This window comes from Sphingobium sp. Z007 (genome assembly GCF_900013425.1).
GTDB lineage: Bacteria > Pseudomonadota > Alphaproteobacteria > Sphingomonadales > Sphingomonadaceae > Sphingobium.
On the sequence record NZ_FBXK01000005.1, the window covers coordinates 2491832 to 2516489 of the forward strand.

A 24658-nucleotide genomic window follows, 5' to 3' on the forward strand; every position below is an offset into this window, starting at 1 on the left:
CATGGCAAATTTCGGTTGTGCCGGGCATAACGCGTGGCGATCTATTCGGATGCCCAATGATGGAGCGGGATCAGCCTACATGGTCAGGATGCTGAGCCACTGAACCAAAGTGGACTGTCATTGTCGGAGGCCCCGGCCCATGATATTATGCCGACAAAGGCGCTCCATAGGCTGTTTCCATCGTCATAAACCGACGAACCGAAACCGCAGACATCCTACGTCCAAATCTATGGTGAGGGGTTCATGGCGAATCACGTACATTTTCTATGTCTCTGCCTGCTCGCGGGTGGCTGCGTGAACGATGCACCAGCGGACGGTGCGCCACCGCTGGCGGAACGGCGCAGATTGCCCGGCACCGGCGGCATCATGGCCCCACCATCAGATTCGGAAGCCGCGATCCGATCGGAATTTGCCGCGGTGGAGCAGAAGGATTCTGCGTCGGCTTATGACATATTCGCGCAACGCCATCCCGCCCATTCCTTGGCGGCCGAAGCCCGGCGACGCGCCGCTGCGATGGATGCAAAAGCGCCGCGTCGCACCGATCCGGCTCCCTGTCCAGGTGCCGACATGCGCAACTGCAAGCCGCCGTCGTGATTTTACGTGGAGTCGTTTCGCCAAAAATCGAGACAATACAATATCCTATTTCTTTGAGTCTCCTATGCTGTTGATTTGCGGGCTAAATGTAAAGCTTGGCACACGCGCTGAATAGTGCCATGAGTGCGCCCAAGAAACGGTCGCCAATTGACACAGTGAACGTGTCACCCTCTCTGCTCTTTAGGAGGATGTATGTTCAAAGTCACTGGCTCTGGGCCTATCAAGGTCAAGTTAACTCCCGATTATGCCCTTCCCTCGACTTCCGACGCTAGCGGATCGGGGCCGGAATTTACCGGCACTTGGTCGCTGTCGCGCGAAGCGCAGGTCCGCAGCGAAGTCCGGCTGCTCTATCCGATGGACGCACCGACCCCACCCGATACGGCACCGGGTTCCGACGATTTGGCGGAAAATGGCAGCGCATCCACGATCTTCGCGGTGGCCGCCACCGGCGATGCCCGCATCGATGGCATTTTGCGCGGAAACGGGTGGTCTGGAAGCATCACCTATGCGGATGTGGACTCGACCGCCGACTATCAGGCGGGTTATTTTTCCGACAGCGACGGTGATGGCACCAGCGCGCAGAATGAGGGCTTCTCCCAATTCACGCCCCAGCAACTGCTGGCGATGCATAGTGCGCTCAACGCCGCAACCTACACGCAACTGGCCGGTGCCTATGGTTTTTCGATCGAAGGTTTTACTAACCTGACGATCGATTATGCCGGCGCAGGCAGCGGCGCGGCAACCATTCGCGGCGCCAATTCCAGCGACGCACCGACCGCCTATGCCTATTACCCTTCAAACAGCATCTATGGCGGCGACACCTTCTTCGGCAACTTTTATGACGGCACGTCCAATTCGCTGAAGAACCCGGTGGCCGGCAATTATGCCTGGCATACGATGTTGCATGAACTTGGTCATTCGCTCGGTCTCAAACATGGGCAGGAAACGGGCGGCGTCAGTAACGTGGCCCTTCCGACAGCCTGGGATTCGATCGAATTTTCGGTCATGACTTATCGCAGCTATGTTGGCGCGCCGCTCAGCGGATACAGCTATGAACAGTTTGGCGCCCCGCAAACCTATATGATGCTCGACATCGCTGCGCTCCAGACCATGTATGGCGCCGATTATACGGTTCACGCTGAAAATACGACCTATAGCTGGAACCCGACCACCGGCATCACCTATATCAATGGCGACGTCGCGATCCAGCCGGGCGACAATCGCATCTTTGCGACCATCTGGGACGGTGGGGGCATCGATACCTATGATCTGTCAGCCTATGGCAATGCGGTCACCATCAATCTGGCGCCTGGCGGCCATTCGCTGTTCAGCGCTACGCAGCAGGCCTATCTGGGCGGCGGCAATTATGCCCGCGGCAACATCTTCAACGCCCTCACCTTCGGCGGCAGCAACGCCTCGCTGATCGAGAACGCCACTGGCGGATCGGGTAACGATACCATCACCGGCAATGTCTTGGCCAACGTGCTCAAGGGCGGCAGCGGTCAGGACACCATCTATGGCGGCGACGGCAACGACGTAATCCAAGGCGGTTTTGGGACCGATACCGTCTATGGCGAAGCAGGCGACGACGTCTTCCAGGTTCTTCAGGGTGAATTTGGCGACAATATCGACGGCGGCAGCGGCACGGATCTATTGGACCTAAGTAATTATACCGCCACCTATGGCGCTACGGTCGATCTCAGTGCAGGCAGCTGGGACTTCAACCCCAGCTTCGGCGGCCCCTACACCATCTCAGGGGTCGAAAATGTGGATGGCACTCAACTCGCCGACACCATTACCGGCACCATCGGCAGCAATGTCCTGAATGGCAATGGCGGCAATGACACGCTTTTGGGCGGCAGCAGTAGCGACATCATCTATGGTGGCGATGGCAACGACATCATCCAGGGCGGATTTGCGACCGATACCGTCTATGGCGAAGCAGGCGACGATGTCTTCCAGGTTCTTCAAGGTGAATTTGGCGACAATATCGACGGCGGCAGCGGCACGGATCGATTGGATCTGAGTAATTATACCCTCACCTATGGCGCCACTGTCGATCTCAGCGCGGGCAGCTGGGACTTTAATCCCAGCTTCGGCGGCCCATACACCATCACCAGTGTCGAAAACGTCGATGGCACCCAGCTCGCAGATACCATAACCGGCGACAGCAATGACAATGCGATCAACGGTAACAGCGGTAATGACACGCTGAAGGGCGGGATCGGCCTAGACATCATCCATGGCAATGGTGGCAATGACGTCATTCAGGGCGGCTTCGGAATCGACACGGTTTACGGCGATGCTGGTGACGACGTCTTCCAGGTGCTGCAGGGCGAATTTGGCGACAATGTCAATGGCGGCAGCGGCAGCGACCGGCTGGACCTAAGCAACTATACGACAACCTATGGCGCCACGGTGGATCTGGCCGCAGGAAGCTGGAACTTCAGCCCCAGCTTCGGCGGCCCCTACACCATCACCGGCGTCGAAAATGTCGATGGCACTCAGCTTGCCGACACCCTTACCGGTAACGGCGTCAATAATGTGCTGAACGGCAATGATGGCAACGACGTGATCAATGGTGAGGCCGGCAACGACACCATCAATGGTGGCAATGGCAATGACCAGATGATCGGCGGTATCGGCAATGATACCTTCAATGGCGGATCCGGCGTAGATGTCGCCTATGGCGAAGCGGGTGATGATATCTACAAGGTCATTGCCGGCTGGAATGGCGGCTATGGCGAGTTGTTCTCTGGCGGCGCTGGCGTCGATACGATCGACGGCTCCGCACTGATCTCCGACTATGTCGTCAATCTCTCCGATGGCGAATTCGCAATCAGCGGCGGTTCCGGCCTCATCGCGCTCGCCAGCGTGGAAAATGCGACGACCGGATCGGGCAATGACCAAGTGACTGGTTCGGCGGAGGCCAACCGTCTTATCGGCAATGCCGGCGCCGATACGCTGAACGGCTTGGACGGCAATGACGTTCTGCAGGGCGGCGCGGGTAACGACCTGCTGAATGGAGGCGCAGGTAATGATACAGTTGATGGCGGTGCGGACATCGATACTGCCACCTATGCTGGCATGGCTGCTGGTGTAACCGTCAGCTTGGCGGTTGCAGGCGCGCAGAATACGATCGGGGCCGGCACCGACACGCTGATCGGTATTGAAAATCTGACCGGCACATCCTTTAATGATGTGCTGACTGGCAACAGCGGCGCCAATGTGATTAGCGGTGGAGCCGGCGCCGATATCCTCGACGGCGGCGCAGGTGCCGACACATTGGAAGGCGGCGCGTCCAACGACATCTATTATGTCGACAATGTCGGTGACAATGTCCTGGAAGGCTCCTCGACTGGCGGCACGAACGATCAAATCTTCTCGTCGGTGACCTATTCGCTGCCCGGTCGCCAAATCGAAAAGCTGACCCTGACTGGATCGGCAAACATCAACGCCACCGGCAATAGTCTGGTTCAGACCCTCATCGGCAATAGCGGCAACAATATCTTGACCGGCCTCGCCGGCAACGATGTGCTTAACGGCGGCCTGGGCAATGACACGCTGGATGGTGGTGCGGACAGCGATACAGCCACCTATGCTGGCATGGCTGCTGGTGTAACCGTCAGCCTGGCGATCGCAGGCGCGCAGAATACGGTCGGGGCCGGCACCGACACGCTGGTGGGTATAGAAAATCTGACCGGCACATCCTTTAACGACGTGCTGACCGGCAATAGCGGTGCCAATATCATCACCGGTGGGGATGGCAGCGATACTCTCAACGGTGGGGCGGGCGCAGACACATTGGATGGTGGAACGTCCAGCGACACCTATTATGTCGACAATGTCGGCGACAATGTTGTGGAAGGCGCTTCGACAGGCGGCACGAACGACCAGATATTCTCGTCGGTAACCTATTCGCTGGCCGGTCGCCACATCGAGAAACTGACACTAACCGGTTCTGCCAACGTCAACGCCACCGGCAATGATCTGGGTCAGACCATTACCGGCAATAGTGGCAATAATATTCTGGACGGCCTTGACGGTAACGATGTGCTCAACGGCGGATTGGGCGTGGATACGCTGAAAGGCGGGGCCGGTTCCGACATCTTCCTCTTCGCCTCGACGCTGGGCGGCGGCAATGTCGATACGATCACCGACTATGTCGTAGCCAATGATACGATCCAACTGGACGACGCAATGTTTGCGGGACTGACGGCAGGCGCGCTGTCGGCTCCCCAGTTCCAGATCGGGTCGGCCGCCAACGATGCCGGCGATCGGATCATCTACAACAGCGCGACCGGCGCGCTGTTGTTCGATGCCGATGGCACCGGCGCGATCGCGGCGGTTCAGTTCGCAACGATCGGCACGGGATTGAGCATGGTCGCGTCCGAATTCATCATCGTGTGAATATGACCTAATCGTTTTGAACAGGGCCACCCGATCCGTCGGGTGGCCCTTTTTTTTGGAGCCATATGAAGGGTTGCCAGAAGGACTTATCTGCGTCCCTCGCTGCGACCATCCTACTGGTGCAAACCGGCAAGACTGCAATGGCCGCATCTGCCGCATATGGTATGCGCTGATTCAGGCAAAGCGACAGAGCGTGACGCCCGTCCGCCTTCTCCAAATCTGTAACCGCACGATATGCGGCCATGGCAGCGATGGGCGATGGAGGTGCACAGCCTTGGCGCACCGCTCTCCGTCACCGGATCGCAAGATGGCTTCCTTAAGGCGTCTCAAGGGCGGCTGGATGCCTGTCGCCAGCCAGACTGATGGCCGCGATCCGACATCGCACCGCCCCCCAATTCAAGCCGGATCATTCGCGGAAGGCGGTTTCCTTGAGACGCGTCAGCGGGGTCAGGATATAGGCCAGTATCGTGCGCTTGTCGCCAAGCAGGCTGACATTGGCCCCCATGCCCGGTCCGATCCGAAGCCGACGCCCTTCCCTGTCCAGAATGGCGTCGTTAATTGTACGCACGCGGACGAGATAATGGCTCTCGCCGGTCCGTTCGTTGATGACAGCATCAGGCGACAGCGCAACGACCTGCCCCTGCATCGACCCGTAGATCGCACTGTCATAGGCAGAAATTTCAACCTTGGCCCGCTGCCCCAGCCGCACCGAGGCAATATCCTTGGCGGCCACCATCGCCTCGACCAGCAGGTTGTCGCGCGCCGGCACCATTTCCAGCAGCGGATCGCCCGCCCGCACGCTGCCACCGACCGTCGTCACGAAGACCCGGTTGACGCGTCCATCCAAGGGCGCGCGGACGACGGTGCGGTCGAGCTTATATTCATAGGCAGGCATGGTCGCGTCGCGCACCGACATTTCGGCGCGCGCAGCAGTGAGTTCATTCCCCGCACGCGCGATCCAGTCGCGCTGCTGCTGCACGGCGCTGGCCTGCGCCTCCGCCAGGATATAATGGGCGCGGCTGAGCGCGGCGCCGGACCCGACCGCTTCGCTCGCGGCAACGCTATAGGCATTTTCCGCCTGTAGCAGCGACCGGCGCGGCTCGATTCCTTCTCGCACAAGCGGGCGCATCAGGTCGAGATCGCTGCGCGCGGTATCGCGGGCGGAGATACGGGCAGCCTGCGCCGCGGCGGCCTCACCGATCCCACGCTGCGCCTGGGTTATGCGGGCCGACCCGACATTGGACAGGCTCGCCAGTTCGGCCATGCGCGCGCGATACAGGCTCTGCTCCACTGCGATCTGGCTGGCCATGCTGGGATTACGGGCAGCAGGGAACATAGGCGTTCGCCCTGAAATCTCCGCCTCAAGCCGCAATATCTTCAGGCTCAGCGCATCGCCGCTGGCCCGGTTGCTCGCCAGTTCTGCACCGGGCTGGATCGGGCTGAGACGGATCAAAGGCGCACCGGCTTTCACATCCTGACCGGTCCGCACCAGGATCGTATCCACCACACCGCCTTCCAGATTGGAGATCACCTGCAACTGCGAACTGGGGATGACCCGCCCATTGGCTCGCACGGTCCGGTCGATTTCGGTCAATCCCGCCCATAGCAGGAAGATCAGCAGGAAAGCCGCGATCGCCCACAGGAAGATATTCGCAGGGACGGCGGGCCGGATATGCCCATAGCCTGGAAGTTGCGCCTCGCCGCTCATGCCGCTTTGCCCCGCGTCAGCCGTTGCAGGATGACATCGCGCGGTCCGTCTGCGGCGATCCGCCCCTGTTCCATCACGACGATCCGATCGACCAACCGGAGCAACGAGGGACGGTGGGTGATCAACACTATGGTGCGCCCTTCCACTTCCGGTTGCAGGCGGTCGATCAGGTCGGTTTCGGTCTGGGCGTCCATCGCGCTGCTCGGTTCATCGAAGATCAGAATCGGCGGTCGTCCCGCCAGTGCGCGCGCCAGCGAAATGGACTGCCGCTGCCCGCCCGACAGGCCTTCGCCGCGATCCGTGAGCTTGAGGTCATAGCCGTTGACGATCTTGCCCATGAAATCATGGGTGCCGCTCAGCGATGCCACACGGATCATCTCGTCATGATCGATATCCGCGCGGTCGAGACAGATATTGTCCCGCACTGATCCGGCGATCAGCACATTATCCTGCATCGCAGCGCCGATGAACCGGCGCAATCGGCCGGGATCGAACTGACGCACATCGGTGCCGTCGATCATGACCACGCCCTCCTGCGGTTCGTACAGTCCCAGGATCAGCCGCGCCAGGGTCGACTTGCCCGAACCTACCCGGCCCAGAAAACCGACGCGCTCGCCAGGCGCGATCGAGAGGCTGATCTGGTCCAGCGCCTTTTCGGACGCGCGCGGGTAGCGGAAAGCGACGTTTCGCAACTCGATTCCACCGAGCAGGCGCGCGGGTTGCAGCGGCTCACCCGCCGGCCCTTCGCTGGGCGTGTCCATCAATGTGTTGATTTGGCGACAGGCGATGCGGGTGGCGGACAGGCGCGCCAGCAGGTTGGCGATCTGCGCCAGCGGCGCGATCGCGCGTCCGCACAAAATCGAGCAGGCCAGCAGCGCACCGGTCGTGATGCTATTGTCGCGGATCAGCCCGACGCCCAGGATGATGATGCCGCAATAGGCGATGATGTTCGCGCTGTTCGCCACCGTCATCGCGATGGACGCGGTCAGTCGCTGGCTCAGCGAGCTTTGCGCATGGCTTTTGAGCGCCGATCGCCACCGCGCGCTCAGCATCCCGCCCGCACCGATCGCCTTGACCGTTTCCAGACTCCCGATGGTTTCGACCAGCACCGACTGTTTGCGCAGTCCGTCGCCAAGGCTGGCCGCCGACAGGCGATCGAGCGCCGGATTGGTGATCAAGCCGGCGACGACCACGACAGGGATCATAGCCAGCGGCGGTAGCACCAATATCCCACCCAACATGGCCATGACGGCCAGCGTAATGATGATGAACGGCACGTCGATGATCGCCGTCAGCGTTGCGGATGCGAAAAAGTCGCGCATCGTTTCCAATTCGCGCATCAATCCGGTGAGCGTGCCAGTGGACCCGGCGCGGTGGTCGAGCCGCATGGACAACAGCTTGGCAAACAGCGTGTCGCCCACCTCATAATCGATATTGGCACCGGCGATGTCGACGAAATAAACACGCAGCAGCCGCAACACGAAATCGAATAGGACCACGATAGCAAGGCCAATGCTCAGCCCGACCAGGGAGGATGACGCATCGTTGGGGATGACCCGGTCATAGACGGTCATCGTGAACAGGGACGAGACCATCGCGAACAGATTGATCATCGCCGCAGCCACGCCGACCTTGATGTAGGTGCCACGATTGCGGAGCATCGGTTCGATCAGCCAGGGGGCAAAGCGTTTCCGGGCGGCGGCGATCAGGGGCTGGTCGGTCATGGCGTTTCCATCCGGTCCGAAGGATTGACGGCGATCGAGAGACTGGGCAGCAATCGGCCCGTCCGCCCCAGCAGGGCAAAGCGCGACACATCCCGTTCGGCGAGGGTCTGCACATAGCTTGCAATGGAATAGAAATAGTTATCCTCGACATAGAGCAGGTCGTACAGCGTGCCCTGCGAGGCTTCGAAGCGCGTCGCGATGACGTCGCGCGTGTTGCGATTGGCGATATAGCTCGCTTCCGCCGCTGCGAGTTGATCGTCCAGCCCCCTTATGTCGGCGAGCGCCATCTGCGCGTCGCGCATCGCTTCCTGCCGGACGCGGTCGGCATAGGCGTCCGCCGCATCCGCCCGCGCCGTCGCCTGGTCAGCCTTGGCGTTGAAACCGGCGCCAAGTTGCGCACGAACGATGATGCGGCCGCGCACATCATAGTCGCCGGGGCTTTCGAACACGCCATAGCGTCCTGCATCCACGCCCGCGGCAATGGTGGGCAATCGATCCGATCGCGCTGCCCGCGCTTCCTGGCGCGCTGCGCGAGCCTCTGCTTCCGCCTTGCGGACGACGGGCGATCGCAGCACGATCGCATCCAGCACCTCCATATCGACCGCCGCCTCTGGCGGCAGGGTGGCACGGGCCAGTTCGGGCGGCGGTTCATGGCCGGTCAAGGCGCGATATTGTGCTTCCGCGCCCGCCAGGTCGCGGCGGATGCCGGCAAGGCGCGACCGGACATTGGCGATCGAACTGTCGACCCGCGGCAGATCGCCCTGCGCCGAAAAGCCCTGATCGATCCGGCGTTGCAAGCCACCGCGCAGCTGCATCTGGCGCACGATATATTCCTGCGCCGCCTGCGCCATCAGCCGCTGCGCGAATACCGAATACCAGGCGGTGATGGTGCGTAGCCCCACTTCTTCGCCATAGCCCAATATGCCTTGCCGCGCCGCGTCCACCCGCGCATTGCCAGCCCCGATCCGGTTCGACGCCGCGCCGAAATCGAGCAACCGCTGCCGCACGGACGCGGTCGCATCGGTCCGTCCTTCGGGTCGCGACCGTTCGATGATGTTGCCGGGATCGTTGGAAAAATTGCGGGCGACTGACCGGTTGGCGTCGATCGAAAGGTCGATCGAGGGAAAGAGTAGCGATCGGGCCTGCGTCCGCGCCGCGCGCGCCTCGCGTTCGCTCGCCCGCGCTTCGTCGAGCAGCGGATTGTTGCGGATCGCGGTTTCGATTTCCGATCGGAACAGCGGATCGGCACCAGCCGGTTTCGCCAGTTCGAGCAGCGGGTCGGACGCTATCGGCGCGCTGAAGGGGCGCGGATTGGGCGCCTGCACCAGCGTGCGCGGGGCATTGGGAGCGCGCGCTTCCTGGCTGTGGACACACGGCACCATGCCGAGCGCAATAGCGACGCACCCGACAGCGCGGAGGTCGAGCCTCCCTCTTCCGATTCTGCGATATAACAAAAGCACAGTGCCCCGGCCGCGCGTATAATCCCCTCCACATCCCTGCAATGCTCAACAAAAAGCCGTGCAGCGACCTGGCGATTCTCAATATGCCCGATCGTGGCTTCTCAGGCAACTTACATAGGCTGTAATGTTCGGCAGAACGGGGGTGCAAGATCATTTCGTGACGACACCATCATCGGCAGGCTGAACTGGCCGTCAACTATGGCGACATCTTCGTCCCGACGGCGCGCCTGCATCATGCGCCGCCTCATCGACAAGCTATCGTGTGCGGGAGATCGGCTGATGCAGGGGAGCGATGGACGCAAGAAGCCCGGCCCATTGGTCCAGCATCGCGTCCAGCCGATAGGCGTCGATCCGGCCGCCCGGCCGGATGGCGCGCGTCGGATCGATCTGCTGCGCCATCGCCTGCGCCATGGCTGCCGGGTCCGATGGATCGACCAGCAACCCATGACGCCCCTGCTCCAAGAGCGATGCCGCATTGCCCGCGCTCCGCGAGACGACGACCGGCACGTCCAGCGCCATCGCCTCCAGCAGCACATTGGCCGACCCCTCCCACCAGGACGGCAACACGAACGCGCCGGCGCGTGCGAGCCAGGGGAAGACATTGTCGACCGTGCCGGGCAGCAGCAGGTCCGCGCCGATGCCGAGCGCATCGGCCTGGTCGCGCAGCGCCTGTTGCGCGCCGTCGCGGCTTTCTCCCAGGATGATGAGGCGGGCCGTGGTGCCGTCGCGGCGTAGCTGCGCAAAGGCCGCGAGCAAGGTGCCGAAATTCTTCTGCGGCGCCAGTCGGCCGATCGCGACGATGACCGGGACTCCATCCTCATAGCAGCCATGGGGCGACGGTCCGGCTGCGCGGGTGCGCGCGATAGCGGGATCGATCGCATTTTCGATGACGTGCGCCCGTCCTTCGGCAAAAGCGCTGACGAAGGCGCCGACCGCCAGCGTTGGCGACACCAGCACCAGCCGGTCGCCGTCCGCGGCCAACAACCGCATGGCGATAGACCGGACCAGCGAACCGGCTACCCCGCCCGGCGTTCCCGGTGCCGCGCGGCGCAGGTCGTTGCTGATCCGGTAGATGCGGCGCAGGCCCGGCACCGCCCGACTGCCCAGCATCGCGGTCAGATGGCCGTGATTGCCGGCCGACAACACTATATCGGGTCGCGCGCCGCGCAGATAGGCGTTGAGCTGCGGCATCGCCCGCCATTTCTGCAGCATCCGCGATCCGCCCGCCTGCGCCAAGAGCGCATGATGCGGCACGCCAGCCACCCCTTCCCCGCCGGGCAGCGCCGTCACCAGCATCACGTCATGACCCCGCGAGTGGAAGTCAGCGGCGAGCAGGCGCACATTGCGCACGACGCCGGTGGCTGCGAGCGCATGGACGTAGAGGGCGATCTTCACCGCCGGTCCCGTTGCACCGCCTGCGCTGCGCGCCAGTCCGCATCGGTCAATCGATCAAGCGCATGGCGATAGAGCGCGCCCAGCCGACTGTCCGCCACGCCCCGGCCGTTCACCAGTTGCACGATGTCGGTGCCGGGGTTCCAATTGCCCTCGATCAGCACCGGCCCCTGCGTCGTCAGACCGATGTCCCAGCCGATCACCGTGAAGCCGTGCCGGAACCGATCGTGCGCCCGTAGCGCGAGTGCGCAAGCGGCGTCATGGTCGGGCAATATCATGCCCTTGATCGGCGCACCCGTCAGAGGGTGACGGCTGTGGCGGGACGGGGCGCGCTTGCCGCCGCTGCGCCAGGCGGGGCCGCAATGTCCCTGTCCATCGACCGCCAGCACCAGATTCCCCGCGTTGAAATTATCGACCGGCCGCGGTCCGCCCGCCGAGAGGCGCAACGCCGTGTCGCAGATTTCCGGCGCGCCGCCCTCGTTCAGGCAGGTGACGATGCGCAATGTCGGCAAAGCGCCGGGCGACAGGTCGGCCAGCGCCTTGTGGGTCGGCAGGCGTTGCTGAATCACGCCGCCCCTGCGCCAGAGCGCGCGCAAAGATACAGCGAGTTGGACAGTTGTACGCGTATACTCGCCGTCGCGCCAATCGTCGCCGTGGCGGACGAAACGCGCGACGCCCTGCCCCTTGGAGCGATAGCTGGGCTTGGCGATGATGTCGTCCTGCCGGGCCAGCCAGGCATCGAGGTCCATCGTATCGGGATTGCAGGCATCGGGAAGCGGCAGTCCTACAGCTATTTTTGCAAATAACTGTTTATTTTTCAATATGTTATTTGACAGTGGAAAAGCGCCGGGGTTGAGCAGGCGGTGCAGGCCCTTGCGATCCTTCATGCTGAGGCCCTGCGTCCGCACGGCCTCGCTTAGGTACAGCCGCTCGCCGGGCGACCAGCCGCCACAGCCGATCGCCGACAGGCCATGCGCCGCTAGCCGTCGCGCGGGCGACCAGTGGCGCGCCAGCCCGTCATGATAGGCAGCGGTCAGGCTGTTGCCGCCGTCCCGCCGGACCGGCAGCGCGCGCAGCGTGAGCAAGCCTTACTCCGCCGCCACGGCCAGCGTGCTGCGCATGGCCAGCATCTCTTCCGCCACGCCGTGCGAGCGGGCATTGTCCACATCGACCGCCACCGCGCCGTCGGTCAGGATCACCGGGCTGATCGTCAGGCGGAAACGGCGCGAAAAGCGGGCGAAGGCCTGGTCCAGCGTGCCGATGCCGAAGCGGAAGCGAATGAGGTTGAGCAGGCCGAAAGCGCCGACGATACGCGCGGGATGCTTGACGAACTGGCCACCCGACCGGAACGTCTCGGCAACTTTCAGCGCCGTCCGATCGCGCAGCCAATAGGTGTTGCAGTTGGAATAGCTATCGTCGGCGAAATTGTAGAATTTGCGCTGCCCTTGGCGGTGGGCGGCCAGCACCGACGCACGGCGGGTGAAGGCGACGGCGGCGTCCGCCCCCTGCGCCATGCATCCGTCCAGCATCTCGTCCACAGCCTCCGGCGTCAGCATCACATTGTCGGCGGTCGTGATGAGCAGCGGGAAGGCCGCGCCGTCCGCGCCCGCCAGCACGCTGTCCACCAGATTGGGCTGCGCAGCTACACCGATCACCCGGCCGCTGTGCAGCAACCCGCGCAGCGGCGGTAGGCCGGCCAGCAGCGCCGGGTCTTCGATCACGACGCGCACGGTGCCGATCCGGCGATTGGCGACCAGAGCCTCGATCACATGCAGCAGCATCGGCTGACCCGCCACCGGGACCAGGCATTTATGCGTGACACCGGCCGCCAGCGCCAGCGGATCGGTCGCGCCATCGCGCCGGCCGGCGAGCAGGATCGCGGTGGTGCAGCCGGTCCTCATGCCGCCACCCGCATGATGGCGTCGCTCAGCAGGCCCTGCCGCGCCAGGCTATGGCCGACGATCGTTTCGACCAGCGCCGCGTGATCGAGACCGATCGAGGCGGCGGAGCGGGCGATCGTCTTTTTCGACCAGAGATTGCAGGACAGGTTGACTTCCATGAACAGCAGCTGCCCGCTGGCCGGATCGTAGCGAAATTCGAAGCGGCCATAATCGAACGGCCAGAGTTCGGGCAACAGCGCGGCGGTCATCGCCTCCAGCCGGGCGCGCAGATCGGCATCCTCGACTAGGATCAGCGGGTCATCGCCTGCATCGACCAAACCGCGCTTCTCTTCATAACTGCGCTCGCGATGCGGATCGGCGGGGACATACATCATGGGCGGCAAGATCCAGGGCTGGCCGCCGCTGCCGCCGATCACCGGCACGGCGACGTCCAGCAGTGGCGCCCATTGTTCGACCAGCACGTCATGGCCGAGCGCGAACAGGCTGTCGGCATGGTCCCGCGCTTGGCTCCAGTCATCCACCATCTTGACGCCCCAGGAGGCCGAAGAGGCGTTGGGCTTCACCACCAGCCGGTCGGCGTGGAAGGTCGGGGCGTCGAACAGGCCGCCGCGCCGGAACAGTTGCGCCTGCATCGTCGGCACGCCGCGCGCGCGCGCGATCAGCTTGCTGAGATATTTGTCGTCGGACAGGCCGCGCACGATCGGGCTGGCGCCCAGATGGGGGACGGCGTGACGGCTGAGCAGCAGCGGCGCGAGCATCTCGCTATTCAAGAAACCGCCGCGATTGAGCAGGGTGACGACGAAATCGGCGTCGGGCCGATCGAACAGCGCGTCATAGCTGTCGGCGACATCGACATGCAGGCCGATCGCCTCCAGCGTCGTGCGCATTTCATGATGATAGACGGCATGATTGCCGTCCTGCGCATCGGGCCGGCCGCCGGCGCGCGCATGTTTGGCGAGGAAGAGGATATGCAACCGCGCCTTGTCGGCAGCCGGGATGCGGATCTGGCGGGGATGTATTGCTGTCATGCTGTCCGATTACAGCGGGCGCATGACGTGCCGCTTACGCCGCGGTTGCAACGGCATGAAGGCCATCGGTCAGTCCTGTGACGCTTTATGCGCAGATTTGTTACCGCAGGTCGATCGGCGCGGAATCCGCATCGGGCAGCGTCCCGCCCATGATCGTCGCCAGCGTCGGCGCGATCGCGCGCATATCGATCCGGCCCAGATCCTTGCCCGCGGCGATCCCCTTGCCCATCACCATGAAGGTCGCGTCCAGATGGGCGGGACCGGGCAGATAGCCGTGCATCCCCTTGACCGGCGTGGGCGCGATCAAGGGCGCGCTCGCCCCACGGAAGATGTCGGTGACGAAGCCGGGCTTCAGATTGACATAATAAGACGCCTGCGGATTGCCGCCGATTTTGGCGATCGCCGCCTTGTCCAGCACTGCCGCGATGCCGTTGGCCGGGTTGGCGGCGAGTCGGTCGAGCAGCGTCTTCGTCCGATCGGCGATGGCGGCGTCATCCAGGCGCGCCAGCATGATCGCGGCCGACCCGCCCGCTATCCAGGGCATTGCCTGCCAGGACGCGACCTTGCCGTCCTTGTCCAGCGTGATGAGCCCTTCGTCGATGAAGGCGCGGAAAAGGTTGAGGCCGGTCTGGGTCGCTTCGAACCCATGGTCGCTGACCAGCGCGATCGCCGCGTCGGGATGCGCCTTGCGCTCCGCGGCGATCAGATCGCCGACGATGGCGTCGATCTTTTCCAGCACGGCTTTGGCCTGTGGCGTATCTGGCCCCATCGCATGTTGTTCATGGTCGAGCGCGGTCAGATAGACGGTCAGGAATTGCGGCTTGTGCGCGGCGATCAGCGCGGCAGCGAAACGGCCCCTATTCTGGTCGCCGGGCAGGCTCTCGTCGATGCCCATGGCGTAGGGCTGGCCGACTTTCGCTTCCAGTTCCGCTTTCAGCCCCGACGTCGCCAGCGCATCGAGCAATTTCGCATCGTCGGCATGGCCGGTGCGCCAGATTTGCGAGAGGTTCCAGGTCACGCCCCTGGCCGCCACGCTGACCGGCCAATGGACGTTGCCAGTGGACAGGCCCGCCTTCGTGGCCGCCTCCCACAGGGTCGGCACCTTGATATCCTGCGCATACCAGTACCAGCCGCCCTGGTTGATGCCGGTCGGATCGAAACTGTTATTGGCGACGATGCCATGTGTCGCGGGCGACACCCCGGTCATCAGCGTCGTGTGGCTGGGATAGGTCAATGTGGGCGCGACCCCGGTGACGCCCGACGCATGGGCGCCATCGGTCAGAAATCGGCGCAGATTGGGTAGGGAAAGGCCGCGCTTTTGCGCCTCCAGCACGTCGCCGGGCCGCAGCCCGTCAATCGAGATGAGGAGCAGCGGCTCCGCCAGCGCCGCGCTCGGTGTGAACGCGGTAAGAGCGGAGAGGAGAAGCGCGACCTTTTTCACTATTTTAGAACCCGGCCTTCAACGTCGCGAAGAATTGCTGCGGCGCGCCGACCAGCAGGGTCTGCGCGTCGCCGCTGTTGCCGAAACCGCCCGACCCGATCGTGCCGACATATTTCTTGTCGAACAGGTTGGTGACGTTCATCTGGATTTCGACCTTGTCGGTGAAGCGATAGCCCAGCGACGCATCCACGATCACGCGCTCGGGCACAGAGGCGTCGTTGGTGTAGCTGTAGAAGCGACGCGACATATAGTTGACGCCGACGCGGAAGAAGCGCTGGCCATCGTCATAGTTGAATTCGCCGCGCGCCATATGCTTGGGGCTGTCGACCACGGTCTTGTCCTCGATCGCGGCGACCACCACGCCATTGCCGTTCACGACATCGTCGCGATAGGTAGCGTCGGTGTAGCTGTAGCTGGCATAGAGGCCAAAGCCGCCGCCCAGCCGCAGGTCGCCCGCCGCCTCGACGCCGACCGCGCGGACGCCACCGACATTCTGGAGCGCCGACGGATTGCCTTGGATCGCCGAGCCGACCTGCACGGCCAGCAGACGGTTCTTGAAGTTGACCAGATAGGCGCCCAGCGTGCCGTTGAAGACCGGCGTGTTATAGCGCAGGCCGAGTTCGAAGGTGTCCGACGTTTCGGGCTTCAGATCATCCTTGATCGCGTCGAAACCGGCCTGGTTGGTGGAAAAGGGACCAGTGGTCGTGGCGCTGGCGAAGGCGCGGGTGACCTGGGTGAAGCCGCCGAAGATTTCCGCTTCGGGCGTCAATTCGACCGCGAAGCCCGCATGCGGCTGGAACCAGTCTTCCGCCTTGATCTTGCCTTCGGGGAAGGTGGACGACACGACCGCTTCGGCCTTGTTCGTGACCTTGAAGCCCTTCCACCCCAGATTGATCGTCACCATGCCGAGATCGATCTTGTCCTGCACATGATATTGGAAGGTGTCGGTGGTGAAGTCGAATTCCCACTGAGTGAAGAAGGGGTTTTTGGGATAGTCGCGGAACGACAGGCCCGGTTCGGTCCGGCTGGCGAAGGCGTAGAAGCGGCGGGCCTGATGGAACTTGTTATTCTCATACCAGGCGCCGACGCTCAGATTCTGGATGCCCAGCGTATAGTCGAGGCTGCCGAACACGCCGATCCGGTCCATGTCATATTCGGTGGTGCGCACCGACATGGGCACGCCGTTCGGGCTGGGGGTATAGGGGGTGCCCCACAGACCCATGCCGCTGTTATTGTGGTAATAGCCCTTGATCTTGAAGGTCGCGGCGTCGCCCAGCGGCGTGGTCAGCCCCACCGCGCCCAGCCAGTCCTTGCGCAGGCCGGCCGCGTCATAATAGGCGTCGTCGGCGCTGGTGACATTGCCGGGATAGACCTGGCCACCGGCGACCGGCGCACCGCTATAGTCGAAACGACCATCGGGGAAGGGCGAGCCGCCGCTATTGCTAACGCGGTCCACGTCATTGAGGCGGTCGGCATAGTCGATCGCACGGGTATAATCGGGATAAGTGTTGTCCCAGTCCCAGCCGAGGCGACGGATCATGCCCATCGACATGTCCTGATAATCCTGTTCGCGGCGGTCGGAATAGCTCAGCCAGCCGTCGATCTTCGCGTCGCCGATGGGGATGATGACCTTGGCATTGCCCATATGCTGGTCCTGAACGCCCTCGCCCTTATATTTGTCGGTCGAGCCATAGCCATAGGACACGTAACCGCGGATACCGTCCGCGCTCCCTAAGTTGATGCGACCAAAGGCGCGCCAGGTGTCGTTGCTGCCATAGGTCAGGTTGCCCTGCGCGCCCAGTTCGCCGGTCGGGTCCATCGAGAAGGTTTCGACCGTGCCGCCGAGGTTGCCGGTGGCCTGCGTGCCGAGCGAACCGGCGCCCTGGCTGACGCGCACGCTGCCGATATTTTCGCTGCTGATTGCGCGGGTGATGTGCAGGCCGTTATGGTTGCCATAGCTCATGTCGCCCAGCGGGATACCGTCGAAGGTGAAGCCGAGCTGGTTCTGATTGAAGCTGCGGATGGTGATCCGCTGCGACCATTCATAATTGCCGAACGGGTCGGCCGACTGGAAATTGACGCTGGGCAGCTTCTCGATGGCTTTGAGCGGATTGGTGCCCGGCGTCAGCACGACGATGTCGCGCGCCTTGATTTCCTGCACCTGGCGGGTTTCGCCCCGGCCGAACACGATGATATCAGCGCCATCGACAGCGGCGGCATCGGCGGCGGGCGCAACATCCTGGGCATAGGCGGATTGGGCGATGATGGCGGTCGACGCCATCAGCAGAGCGGTGGTGATACGCATGGTCGGATAATCCCCCTTTGGATCTTAATTCGGGGGCGGCCTATCCGCGTCATGTTGCACCGCAATGTGGATTGCGCGACGGCGCCATGTCATATCAATGACAGGCGCCGTCACATTGTTGCTCAGTCGTTCAAGAAGGTCAGCGTCGCGATGTGATAGAGGGTCGCCACCTTCTGCCCGGCCAGGCTGAGGTCGCCCTTTTCCGTCTGCGTCGCGCTCAGGATATAGCGGCCCTTGTCCTTGAGCGGCAGCGTGACGCGCCCCTGCGCATCGGTGACGAAAGCCTTGGACCATTTGTCGGGCGAGATGACGGTCAGTTTGGCCGCGGACACCGGCTTGCCGTTGCGCAGCAAGGTGAAGCTGTCGGCGTTGGCGGCGGTCGGCACGATCTCCAGCGGCAGGCCCGCCTTGGCTTCGGCGCGGCCAGCGCGGGCGTAATAGATTACGCCTTCCTTCTTGCCCTCTTCGCCCCAGGGCGCGAACACGCTGTCGTCGATGACGCGCACATCGCCGGGCGGCGCGGCCACCTCGATATAGCCGGTCTTGCGGACCTGTGCGGCGCTCGACGCGGGCACCAGCTTGGGGCTTTTCAGCTTCTCGAACTCAGGATCGCCGCCTTCCGGCAACGCCTCACCCGGTTCGCCCAGATAGATGCGCGCCGGCCCCGTGCCGTCGCGCTCCACCCACACTTCATGCGCCTGCGCCGTGGAGGACAGGCTCAACAGCGCCGCCAAGACGATGGATAGTGTCTTCATGTTCGCTCTCCTTTTATGATCGTCAGAACCGGAAGCCGACCGTGCCCATCACGTTGCGCGGCGCGCCGACGAAGCAGTCGCCCCGCGCCAGGCAGGACGCATAATAGCGGTTGTCGAGCAGATTGGTCGCGTTCAGTGCAAAGCGCCAGCTGTTCCAGTTGATCTCCGCCAGCGCATCGACCGTGGTGCGGGCCGGGGTGACGATGGACCAGAGGGCGCTGGTCGAGACGCTCCTGCCACTATAGACGACGCCGCCGCCCAGGCGCAGCTGGGCTTCGTCCACGAGGCCGAATGTCTTGGTGGTCCAGAAGGACGCGGTGTGGCGCGGCATATAGTCCAGGCTGGTGTTCACTTCCGACTTGAGCTTGGCATAGCCATAATTGGCCAGCAGCTCGAAATTGCCCGGCAGGGTGCGGCTGGCCTCGATCTCGAACCCCTTGGTGTCCAGCACGCCCGACTGGGACGTGGAATTATTGGCGCCGTAGAGGACGCGGTTGCGTTCCTTGATCTTGAAGACCGTGGCGGTGACCAGCGTGTTGACGTCCGGCTGCCACTTCACGCCCGCTTCATATTGGGTGCCGGTCTGGGGACGGTAGGGATCGCCGAAGATCGTGTTTCCAGTTTCGTCCTGGCCTATCTGAAGTCGGCCGGCGACCGGCAGGAAGCTCTCGGTATAGCTGAAGAAGGGCGAGATGCCGGCGCCGATCTCGCCGATGATGCCGGCGCGGAAGGTGGTGGCATTATCTTTCTGGCCCGACGAGCCGGTGACACGGTCGCGGCGCGCGCCCAGTACGACCGATACGCGGTCGTAGAGGCGGATCTGGTCCTGGACATAGACGCCAAGCTGCTTCTGCGATTCCGTGATGAAGGGACCGGTGGGATCATAGGTTTTCAGCGCATCATAATCGATGTCGTAGAGATCGACGAGTTCAGACCCACCAGCATAGCGCTTGGATACTTTGTTCCAGCTATAATCAATGCCGACCAGCATCTTATGTTCGATATTCGCGCCGGTGTTGAAAGTGAACTGGATGTTGTTGTCGGTCGAGAACACGTTCATCCGCGCGTCGCTGGCATCCGCGGTCAGGCCGATGGTGCGCCCGTCCGTGCCATAGACCGAGAAGGGGTCCTTAGGGTTCGAATAGCTGTCGGCATAATGGGTGTTATATTCCAGGTCGCTGTCGATGTAGCGGGCCTTGAGGTTGATCTTGATCGCGTCGGAGAAGCTGTGGGTGATGGAGCCGCCGCCTTGCAGCGAGCGGCCATTGTAACGGTCCCAGCCTGCCTTGCCGACGAATGTGTAGCGACCAAGTTGCTCGCCAGCGACAGTGTTCGGGCGGAACGTGCCGACGATCGGCAGGAATTGCGAAGTCGAACCGGTGTCGTCCTCCTGGTAAAGCCCGGTCAGCACGACGTCGGTATCCGGCGTCGGCTGCCAGCGGATCGACGGGGCGAACATCACCCGGTCGTCGGGCACATGATCGACATAGGTGTCGGCGTCGCGGGCACGGCCGACGAAGCGCACCGCCAGATTATCGGCCAGCGCGACATTGGCGTCGCCCAGTACCTCCTTGCGATCATAGCTGCCATAGACGAGATTGATTTCGCCCCCGGTGCGGAACTCCGGCGACTTGGACACCAGGTTGACGAGGCCGCCGATCGACCCCTGGCCGAACAGCACGGACGCCGGACCGCGCAGGATTTCCACGCGCGAGAAATTATAGGGGTCCGACGTGATGCTGGCATAATAGCTGAAGATGTCGCGCATGCCGTCGCGGAACTGCAATGCGTCCAGGCCGCGCACGTTGAACCCATCGACGCGGGTGTCGCGGCCATAGGGATTGGCGAGCACACCCGCGGCATATTTGACCGTGTCGGAAATGCTGATTGCACCCTGCGACAGATATTGTTCCGAGGTGATGACCTTGATCGGCTGGGGCAGTTCGATCAGCGCGGTGTCCGTCTTGGACCCGGTCGTGGCGGCAGTGACGACGATATTGTCCTGCGCCTGCTCCACATCCGCCGCCACGGCGTCGTCCGCCGCATGAACGGCCGGATGGCACAACGCGATTGCCGCCACACTGCCAAGCGCGATCCATTTTACGGTCATTATCAAGCCCCCTTGTTGATTTGGCGATTCGTTCAAGCGGCTCTTAAGGATAATGCGACATATTCGCAATTGATTGCGATATTGCGACAAATTTGCAAGGCGGGCAATCGCCTTAACCTGGATTAGTCGCCTCCCTTTTCCATAAGGCGCAATGAACTCAATGGCTTGTGGCGCGTTGTCGGGGAGTAAAAGGCGGGGATGGAGGCAGGCAATGGCGATTTCGGTACGATTCCCCGATGGCAGCTGGCGAGACGTTCCCAGCGAATTACGCCATGTCGATCCTACAACGACCGGCGTGGCGAGCCGCTTTTGCAACATACCCGTCAATTGTGATCCGCAATGGCGCTATCTGTGCATGGCCGGCGTCTGGCACGCGCGGCCGCGCCATGGCAAACTGGCGATCCTGACGCCCACGGTCGAAGATTGGTGGAATGGGATAACGGCCATGGCCGATACGCCGGCCTCTTCGGACAGGGCCGCCCATTCGCCGCGTGCCGCCTGACTATATGCGTGTCAGGGGCACGGATCGGGGATGGCGCGATGCACCGCCTCTATCGCGGCCAGTTGTTCTTCGGTCAATTTGATGTCCACGCTCGCAATATTCGCCTTTAGCTGATCCAGACTGGTTGCGCCGATGATCGTTGCGGTGACGAAGGGCTGCGCGTTGACGAAAGCCAATGCCAGCTGCGCCGGGTCCAGCCCGAAGGCATGGGCGATCGCCACATAGCGTGCGCTGGCGAGCGGCTGATTGGGGAGGTCGTAGCGCACGAACTGGCGCGACACGTCGCGGCGCGAACCGGGCGGAATGACCCCGCCCAGATATTTGCCCGTCAGATTGCCCCCCGCCAGCGGAGAGTAGGCCAGCAACCCTACATCCTCACGCAACGCATATTCCGATAGGCCAATCTCGAACGTCCGGTTTAGCAGGCTGTAGGCGTTCTGGATGGAGGCGACCCGCGGCAACCCCTGATCGCGCGCCAGCCGCAGATATTCGCTCAAGCCCCATGGCGTTTCGTTCGACACACCGACATGGCGGACCTTGCCGGCCCGGACCAGTTCGGCCAGCGCCTCCAGCGTTTCCTCAATAGGCACCGTATCGGGACCATCGGCCAGCGCGCTCAGGCCACGCGCGCCGAAGGACGGCACCGGCCGGTCGGGCCAATGCACCTGGTACAGGTCGATATAGTCGGTGCGCAACCGCTTCAGGCTGTCATCGACCGCCTGATGGATGTTGCGGCGGTCCAGCCGGTTGTCGCCGCCGCGAAATGTGCGGATCGGGTCGCGTGACGGCCCAGCCACTTTTGTCGCCAGGACGATGTCGTCGCGCTTGCCGCGCGCCGCGATCCAGTTGCCGATATAGGTTTCGGTCAGGAATTGCGTGTCGGCGCTGACCGGCGTCACCGGATAGGCTTCGGCCGTATCGATGAAGTTGACGCCCTGGTCGATCGCATAATCGAGCTGGGCGTGCGCCTCCGCCTCGCTATTTTGCGAGCCCCAAGTCATGGTGCCGAGGCAAATCAGGCTGACTTTCAGGTCCGTGCGGCCGAGCGTGCGGTAGTCCATGCGATCCTCTCGATACTATAGGCTGGGGTCTTACCCGGCGGCAGGCGGAAAGAAAGGGGACAGAACGTGCTTCACCAAAACTCATCAATCTATAAGGCGCGCGCGGTCAGCCCTGTTCGGTCAGTTCCATGAAATTGCGCGCGGCATCGCGGTCCGCCGCATCCTTGAACGCCACGTCCAGGTCGGGGGCATCGCCAAGCAGGAACAGCAGCGACCAGAGCGCGAAGCGCCGCCCGCGATCTTTCTCCAGCCCCAGGTCGACGCGCATCCGCTCGATCCCCGACGCCAGCGCAGCGGGCGGCAGGCTGTCGATCTCGGTCGTGCCGAAATAGCGCTGGAGCTGGTCGTCGAAATGCATCGCTATCCGCCCTACAGCCGCGCGCGCCCGGTGGGCAAGGTCGGGATCAACCCTGGAAGGCGCATGGCACGATGCTGGCCGGGTCGGGCCGCGCGGCGATGCGCCGGAACCGGGCGAGATAGCCCCCCGCCGTCGGCTTGGGGATGACCTGCTCCATGCGAAATCCCATGGCCGCCAGTTCGCAGGCCAGCAGGCGGGGTGGCGTGCCATGCTGGTCGGTCGGCCGGTCGGCATCGACAACGATCAGTTCGCCATCTTTCTTCAACGCCGGGCTGAGATGCCAGAGGAAGGCGTAGGGCTCGGCGATTTCATGATACATATGGACCATCATGATCCGGTCGAAGCTGTTTTCGGGGAGCCTGGGATCTTCCGGGGCGCCCAGCTTCAAGCTGACATTGTCCCATTTTTCGCGGGTGATGCGGCGCGACAGCGCCTCTATCACTTCCGGCATGATATCTTCGGCCAGGACGCGGCCCTTGTCGCCCACTCGCTTGGCGAGCCGCACGGTGTAATAGCCCTCGCCAGCGCCGATGTCGGCGACGGTCATGCCGGCGCGGATGCCCGCCCGGTCCATGATATCCTCCGCCTCGTTGACCCGGTCACGCGCTTCCTCGCTCGACCAACGGGTCGATACGATCGGCGCGACCGGCCGGTCGGCCTGCGGAAAGGGCACGGCGGCGACCGATCGCTGCGTTTCGCTGCCGCCGGCCATCTGGTCGCAGGCGGCCAGCAGAACAAGGACGCCCGCCATCGCCGCCCGTATCATCAGTCCACATCCTCCACATCGACTTTCTCGCCCGTCACCTTTTGCGACAGGGCAGCGGCCATGAAGGGGTCGAGCGCGCCGTCGAGAACATCGTCGGGCGCGGTAGAGGTGACGCCGGTGCGCAGATCCTTTACCAGCTGATAGGGTTGCAGCACATAGGAACGGATCTGGTGGCCCCAGCCGATCTCGGTCTTGGCCTGATAGTCGCTATTGGCCACTTCCTCGCGCTTGCGCAGTTCCGCTTCATACAGGCGCGCTTTCAGCATGTTCATGGCCGTGGCGCGGTTCTTGTGCTGCGAGCGGTCGTTCTGCGACGCCACGATGATGCCGGAAGGAACGTGGGTGATGCGCACCGCGGAGTCGGTGGTGTTGACGTGCTGCCCGCCCGCGCCGGACGCGCGATAGGTATCGATCTTGAGGTCGCTTTCCTTGACCTCGATATCGATATTGTCGTCGATCACCGGATAGACCCACACTGACGAGAAGCTGGTGTGGCGGCGCGCCGCGCTGTCATAGGGGCTGATGCGGACCAAGCGATGGACGCCGCTTTCGGTCTTCGCATAGCCATAGGCGTTCTCGCCCTTGATGAGGAAAGTGGCCGACTTGATGCCCGCGGTTTCGCCGGCCTGATAATCGACGAGGTCCACCTTGTAGCCGCGCCGTTCCGCCCAGCGGCGATACATGCGCGACAGAATTTCGGCCCAGTCCTGGCTTTCGGTGCCGCCAGCGCCTGCGTGAATTTCCAGATAGGTGTCGCTTGCGTCGGCTTCGCCCGCCAGCAGCGCCTTGATCTTGTCCTCGTCCGCCCGGTCAGCCAGCGCCTTCAACGACGCGATGGCTTCGGCCACCATCTCCTCGTCGCCCTCGGCCTCCGCCATCTCGATCAGTTCTGCATTGTCGGTCTTGCCGCCCTCGATCGCGCGGGTCGCGCCGATCGCGCTTTCCAGCCGGGTGCGCTCGCGCATGACTTCCTGCGCCAGCTTGGCATTGTCCCACAGCGTCGGGTCTTCGACGCGCGCGTTCAGCTCGTCCAGCCGGCGCAGCGCGCGGTCCCAGTCGAGGAAGCGGCGCAGCAATTCCAGCGCGGCGTCGATACGGTCGATATATTGCTGCGCTTCGGCGCGCATGGGGAGTCTCCGGGTA

General features: G+C 63.0%; 18 protein-coding genes. 3 read left to right on the forward strand and 15 right to left on the reverse strand.

Going from position 1 to position 24658, the window contains the following annotated elements:
• Window positions 1–294: 294 nt before the first annotated feature.
• Together CEQ44_RS20050 and CEQ44_RS20055 are read left to right on the forward strand one after the other, a co-directional pair.
• Complete coding sequence (locus CEQ44_RS20050; RefSeq protein WP_088182257.1) at window positions 295–594, forward strand: hypothetical protein; 300 nt, start codon at window positions 295–297, stop codon at window positions 592–594.
• 192 nt (window positions 595–786) lie between these two features.
• Window positions 787–5004: a M10 family metallopeptidase gene (locus CEQ44_RS20055; protein ID WP_088182258.1), complete on the forward strand. Its 4218-nt coding sequence runs from the start codon at window positions 787–789 to the stop codon at window positions 5002–5004.
• 406 nt (window positions 5005–5410) lie between these two features.
• On the opposite strand, the gene CEQ44_RS20060 is transcribed toward CEQ44_RS20055, so the two are convergent.
• The 11 genes from CEQ44_RS20060 to CEQ44_RS20110 all read right to left on the reverse strand — a co-directional run bounded on the left by CEQ44_RS20060 (window position 5411) and on the right by CEQ44_RS20110 (window position 20828).
• Entirely contained in the window at window positions 5411–6712 is a 1302-nt protein-coding gene (locus tag CEQ44_RS20060) for an HlyD family type I secretion periplasmic adaptor subunit (RefSeq protein WP_088182259.1), read from the reverse strand.
• Window positions 6709–8436 carry an ATP-binding cassette domain-containing protein gene (locus CEQ44_RS20065; protein ID WP_088182260.1) on the reverse strand — a complete coding sequence of 576 codons (1728 nt, stop codon included), beginning with the start codon at window positions 8434–8436 and terminating at the stop codon, window positions 6709–6711. Before CEQ44_RS20065 ends, CEQ44_RS20060 begins: the two co-directional genes overlap by 4 nt.
• On the reverse strand, window positions 8433–9818 hold the full coding sequence (locus tag CEQ44_RS20070) for a TolC family protein (protein WP_254913775.1): 1386 nt from the start codon (window positions 9816–9818) through the stop codon (window positions 8433–8435). The genes CEQ44_RS20065 and CEQ44_RS20070 overlap by 4 nt, the downstream gene beginning before the upstream one ends.
• Window positions 9819–10151: 333 nt before the next feature.
• On the reverse strand, window positions 10152–11291 hold the full coding sequence (locus CEQ44_RS20075; protein WP_254913776.1) for a glycosyltransferase: 1140 nt from the start codon (window positions 11289–11291) through the stop codon (window positions 10152–10154).
• Complete coding sequence (locus CEQ44_RS20080; RefSeq protein WP_088182261.1) at window positions 11288–12373, reverse strand: sugar-transfer associated ATP-grasp domain-containing protein; 1086 nt, start codon at window positions 12371–12373, stop codon at window positions 11288–11290. Before CEQ44_RS20080 ends, CEQ44_RS20075 begins: the two co-directional genes overlap by 4 nt.
• A gap of 3 nt (window positions 12374–12376) precedes the next feature.
• Window positions 12377–13189 (reverse strand): NTP transferase domain-containing protein, encoded by an 813-nt coding sequence (locus CEQ44_RS20085; protein ID WP_088182262.1) that lies wholly within the window; start codon window positions 13187–13189, stop codon window positions 12377–12379.
• Window positions 13186–14217, reverse strand: a complete 1032-nt coding sequence (locus CEQ44_RS20090) for a phosphoribosylglycinamide synthetase (protein WP_088182263.1) — start codon at window positions 14215–14217, stop codon at window positions 13186–13188. Before CEQ44_RS20090 ends, CEQ44_RS20085 begins: the two co-directional genes overlap by 4 nt.
• A gap of 100 nt (window positions 14218–14317) precedes the next feature.
• A complete protein-coding gene (locus CEQ44_RS20095) occupies window positions 14318–15658 on the reverse strand; it encodes an alkaline phosphatase family protein (RefSeq protein WP_088182264.1) in 1341 nt (446 codons plus the stop codon).
• Between the two features lie 4 nt (window positions 15659–15662).
• Entirely contained in the window at window positions 15663–17963 is a 2301-nt protein-coding gene (locus CEQ44_RS20100; protein ID WP_088182265.1) for a TonB-dependent receptor, read from the reverse strand.
• Window positions 17964–18085: 122 nt separating this feature from the next.
• Window positions 18086–18718 carry a DUF4198 domain-containing protein gene (locus CEQ44_RS20105; protein ID WP_088182266.1) on the reverse strand — a complete coding sequence of 211 codons (633 nt, stop codon included), beginning with the start codon at window positions 18716–18718 and terminating at the stop codon, window positions 18086–18088.
• Between the two features lie 22 nt (window positions 18719–18740).
• Window positions 18741–20828, reverse strand: coding sequence for a TonB-dependent siderophore receptor (locus tag CEQ44_RS20110; RefSeq protein WP_088182267.1), 2088 nt, complete (start codon window positions 20826–20828; stop codon window positions 18741–18743).
• Between the two features lie 211 nt (window positions 20829–21039).
• Here CEQ44_RS20110 and CEQ44_RS20115 point away from each other — a divergent pair, with 211 nt between their 5' ends.
• Complete coding sequence (locus tag CEQ44_RS20115; RefSeq protein WP_088182268.1) at window positions 21040–21330, forward strand: hypothetical protein; 291 nt, start codon at window positions 21040–21042, stop codon at window positions 21328–21330.
• An 11-nt stretch (window positions 21331–21341) separates the two neighbouring features.
• On the opposite strand, the gene CEQ44_RS20120 is transcribed toward CEQ44_RS20115, so the two are convergent.
• The 4 genes from CEQ44_RS20120 to prfB form a co-directional block, all read right to left on the reverse strand.
• Entirely contained in the window at window positions 21342–22391 is a 1050-nt protein-coding gene (locus tag CEQ44_RS20120; protein ID WP_088182269.1) for an NADP(H)-dependent aldo-keto reductase, read from the reverse strand.
• A 106-nt stretch (window positions 22392–22497) separates the two neighbouring features.
• A complete protein-coding gene (locus CEQ44_RS20125; protein WP_088182270.1) occupies window positions 22498–22749 on the reverse strand; it encodes a hypothetical protein in 252 nt (83 codons plus the stop codon).
• Between the two features lie 46 nt (window positions 22750–22795).
• Window positions 22796–23515, reverse strand: coding sequence for a class I SAM-dependent methyltransferase (locus CEQ44_RS20130; protein WP_088182271.1), 720 nt, complete (start codon window positions 23513–23515; stop codon window positions 22796–22798).
• Window positions 23515–24642 carry a peptide chain release factor 2 gene (gene prfB, locus CEQ44_RS20135; RefSeq protein ID WP_088182272.1) on the reverse strand — a complete coding sequence of 376 codons (1128 nt, stop codon included), beginning with the start codon at window positions 24640–24642 and terminating at the stop codon, window positions 23515–23517. The genes CEQ44_RS20130 and prfB overlap by 1 nt, the downstream gene beginning before the upstream one ends.
• Between the last annotated feature and the right edge of the window lie 16 nt (window positions 24643–24658).

What these genes read in the sequence shown, in the direction of transcription:
- prfB (WP_088182272.1), bottom strand. Translation starts at nt 24,642, where the DNA reads ATGCGCGCCGAAGCGCAGCAATATATCGACCGTATCGACGCCGCGCTG.
- CEQ44_RS20105 (WP_088182266.1), bottom strand. Translation starts at nt 18,718, where the DNA reads ATGAAGACACTATCCATCGTCTTGGCGGCGCTGTTGAGCCTGTCCTCC.
- CEQ44_RS20130 (WP_088182271.1), bottom strand. Translation starts at nt 23,515, where the DNA reads ATGATACGGGCGGCGATGGCGGGCGTCCTTGTTCTGCTGGCCGCCTGC.
- CEQ44_RS20085 (WP_088182262.1), bottom strand. Translation starts at nt 13,189, where the DNA reads ATGAGGACCGGCTGCACCACCGCGATCCTGCTCGCCGGCCGGCGCGAT.
- CEQ44_RS20090 (WP_088182263.1), bottom strand. Translation starts at nt 14,217, where the DNA reads ATGACAGCAATACATCCCCGCCAGATCCGCATCCCGGCTGCCGACAAG.
- CEQ44_RS20070 (WP_254913775.1), bottom strand. Translation starts at nt 9,818, where the DNA reads ATGGTGCCGTGTGTCCACAGCCAGGAAGCGCGCGCTCCCAATGCCCCG.
- CEQ44_RS20110 (WP_088182267.1), bottom strand. Translation starts at nt 20,828, where the DNA reads ATGACCGTAAAATGGATCGCGCTTGGCAGTGTGGCGGCAATCGCGTTG.
- CEQ44_RS20120 (WP_088182269.1), bottom strand. Translation starts at nt 22,391, where the DNA reads ATGGACTACCGCACGCTCGGCCGCACGGACCTGAAAGTCAGCCTGATT.
- CEQ44_RS20115 (WP_088182268.1), top strand. Translation starts at nt 21,040, where the DNA reads ATGGCGATTTCGGTACGATTCCCCGATGGCAGCTGGCGAGACGTTCCC.
- CEQ44_RS20060 (WP_088182259.1), bottom strand. Translation starts at nt 6,712, where the DNA reads ATGAGCGGCGAGGCGCAACTTCCAGGCTATGGGCATATCCGGCCCGCC.
- CEQ44_RS20065 (WP_088182260.1), bottom strand. Translation starts at nt 8,436, where the DNA reads ATGACCGACCAGCCCCTGATCGCCGCCGCCCGGAAACGCTTTGCCCCC.
- CEQ44_RS20100 (WP_088182265.1), bottom strand. Translation starts at nt 17,963, where the DNA reads ATGCGTATCACCACCGCTCTGCTGATGGCGTCGACCGCCATCATCGCC.
- CEQ44_RS20125 (WP_088182270.1), bottom strand. Translation starts at nt 22,749, where the DNA reads ATGCATTTCGACGACCAGCTCCAGCGCTATTTCGGCACGACCGAGATC.
- CEQ44_RS20055 (WP_088182258.1), top strand. Translation starts at nt 787, where the DNA reads ATGTTCAAAGTCACTGGCTCTGGGCCTATCAAGGTCAAGTTAACTCCC.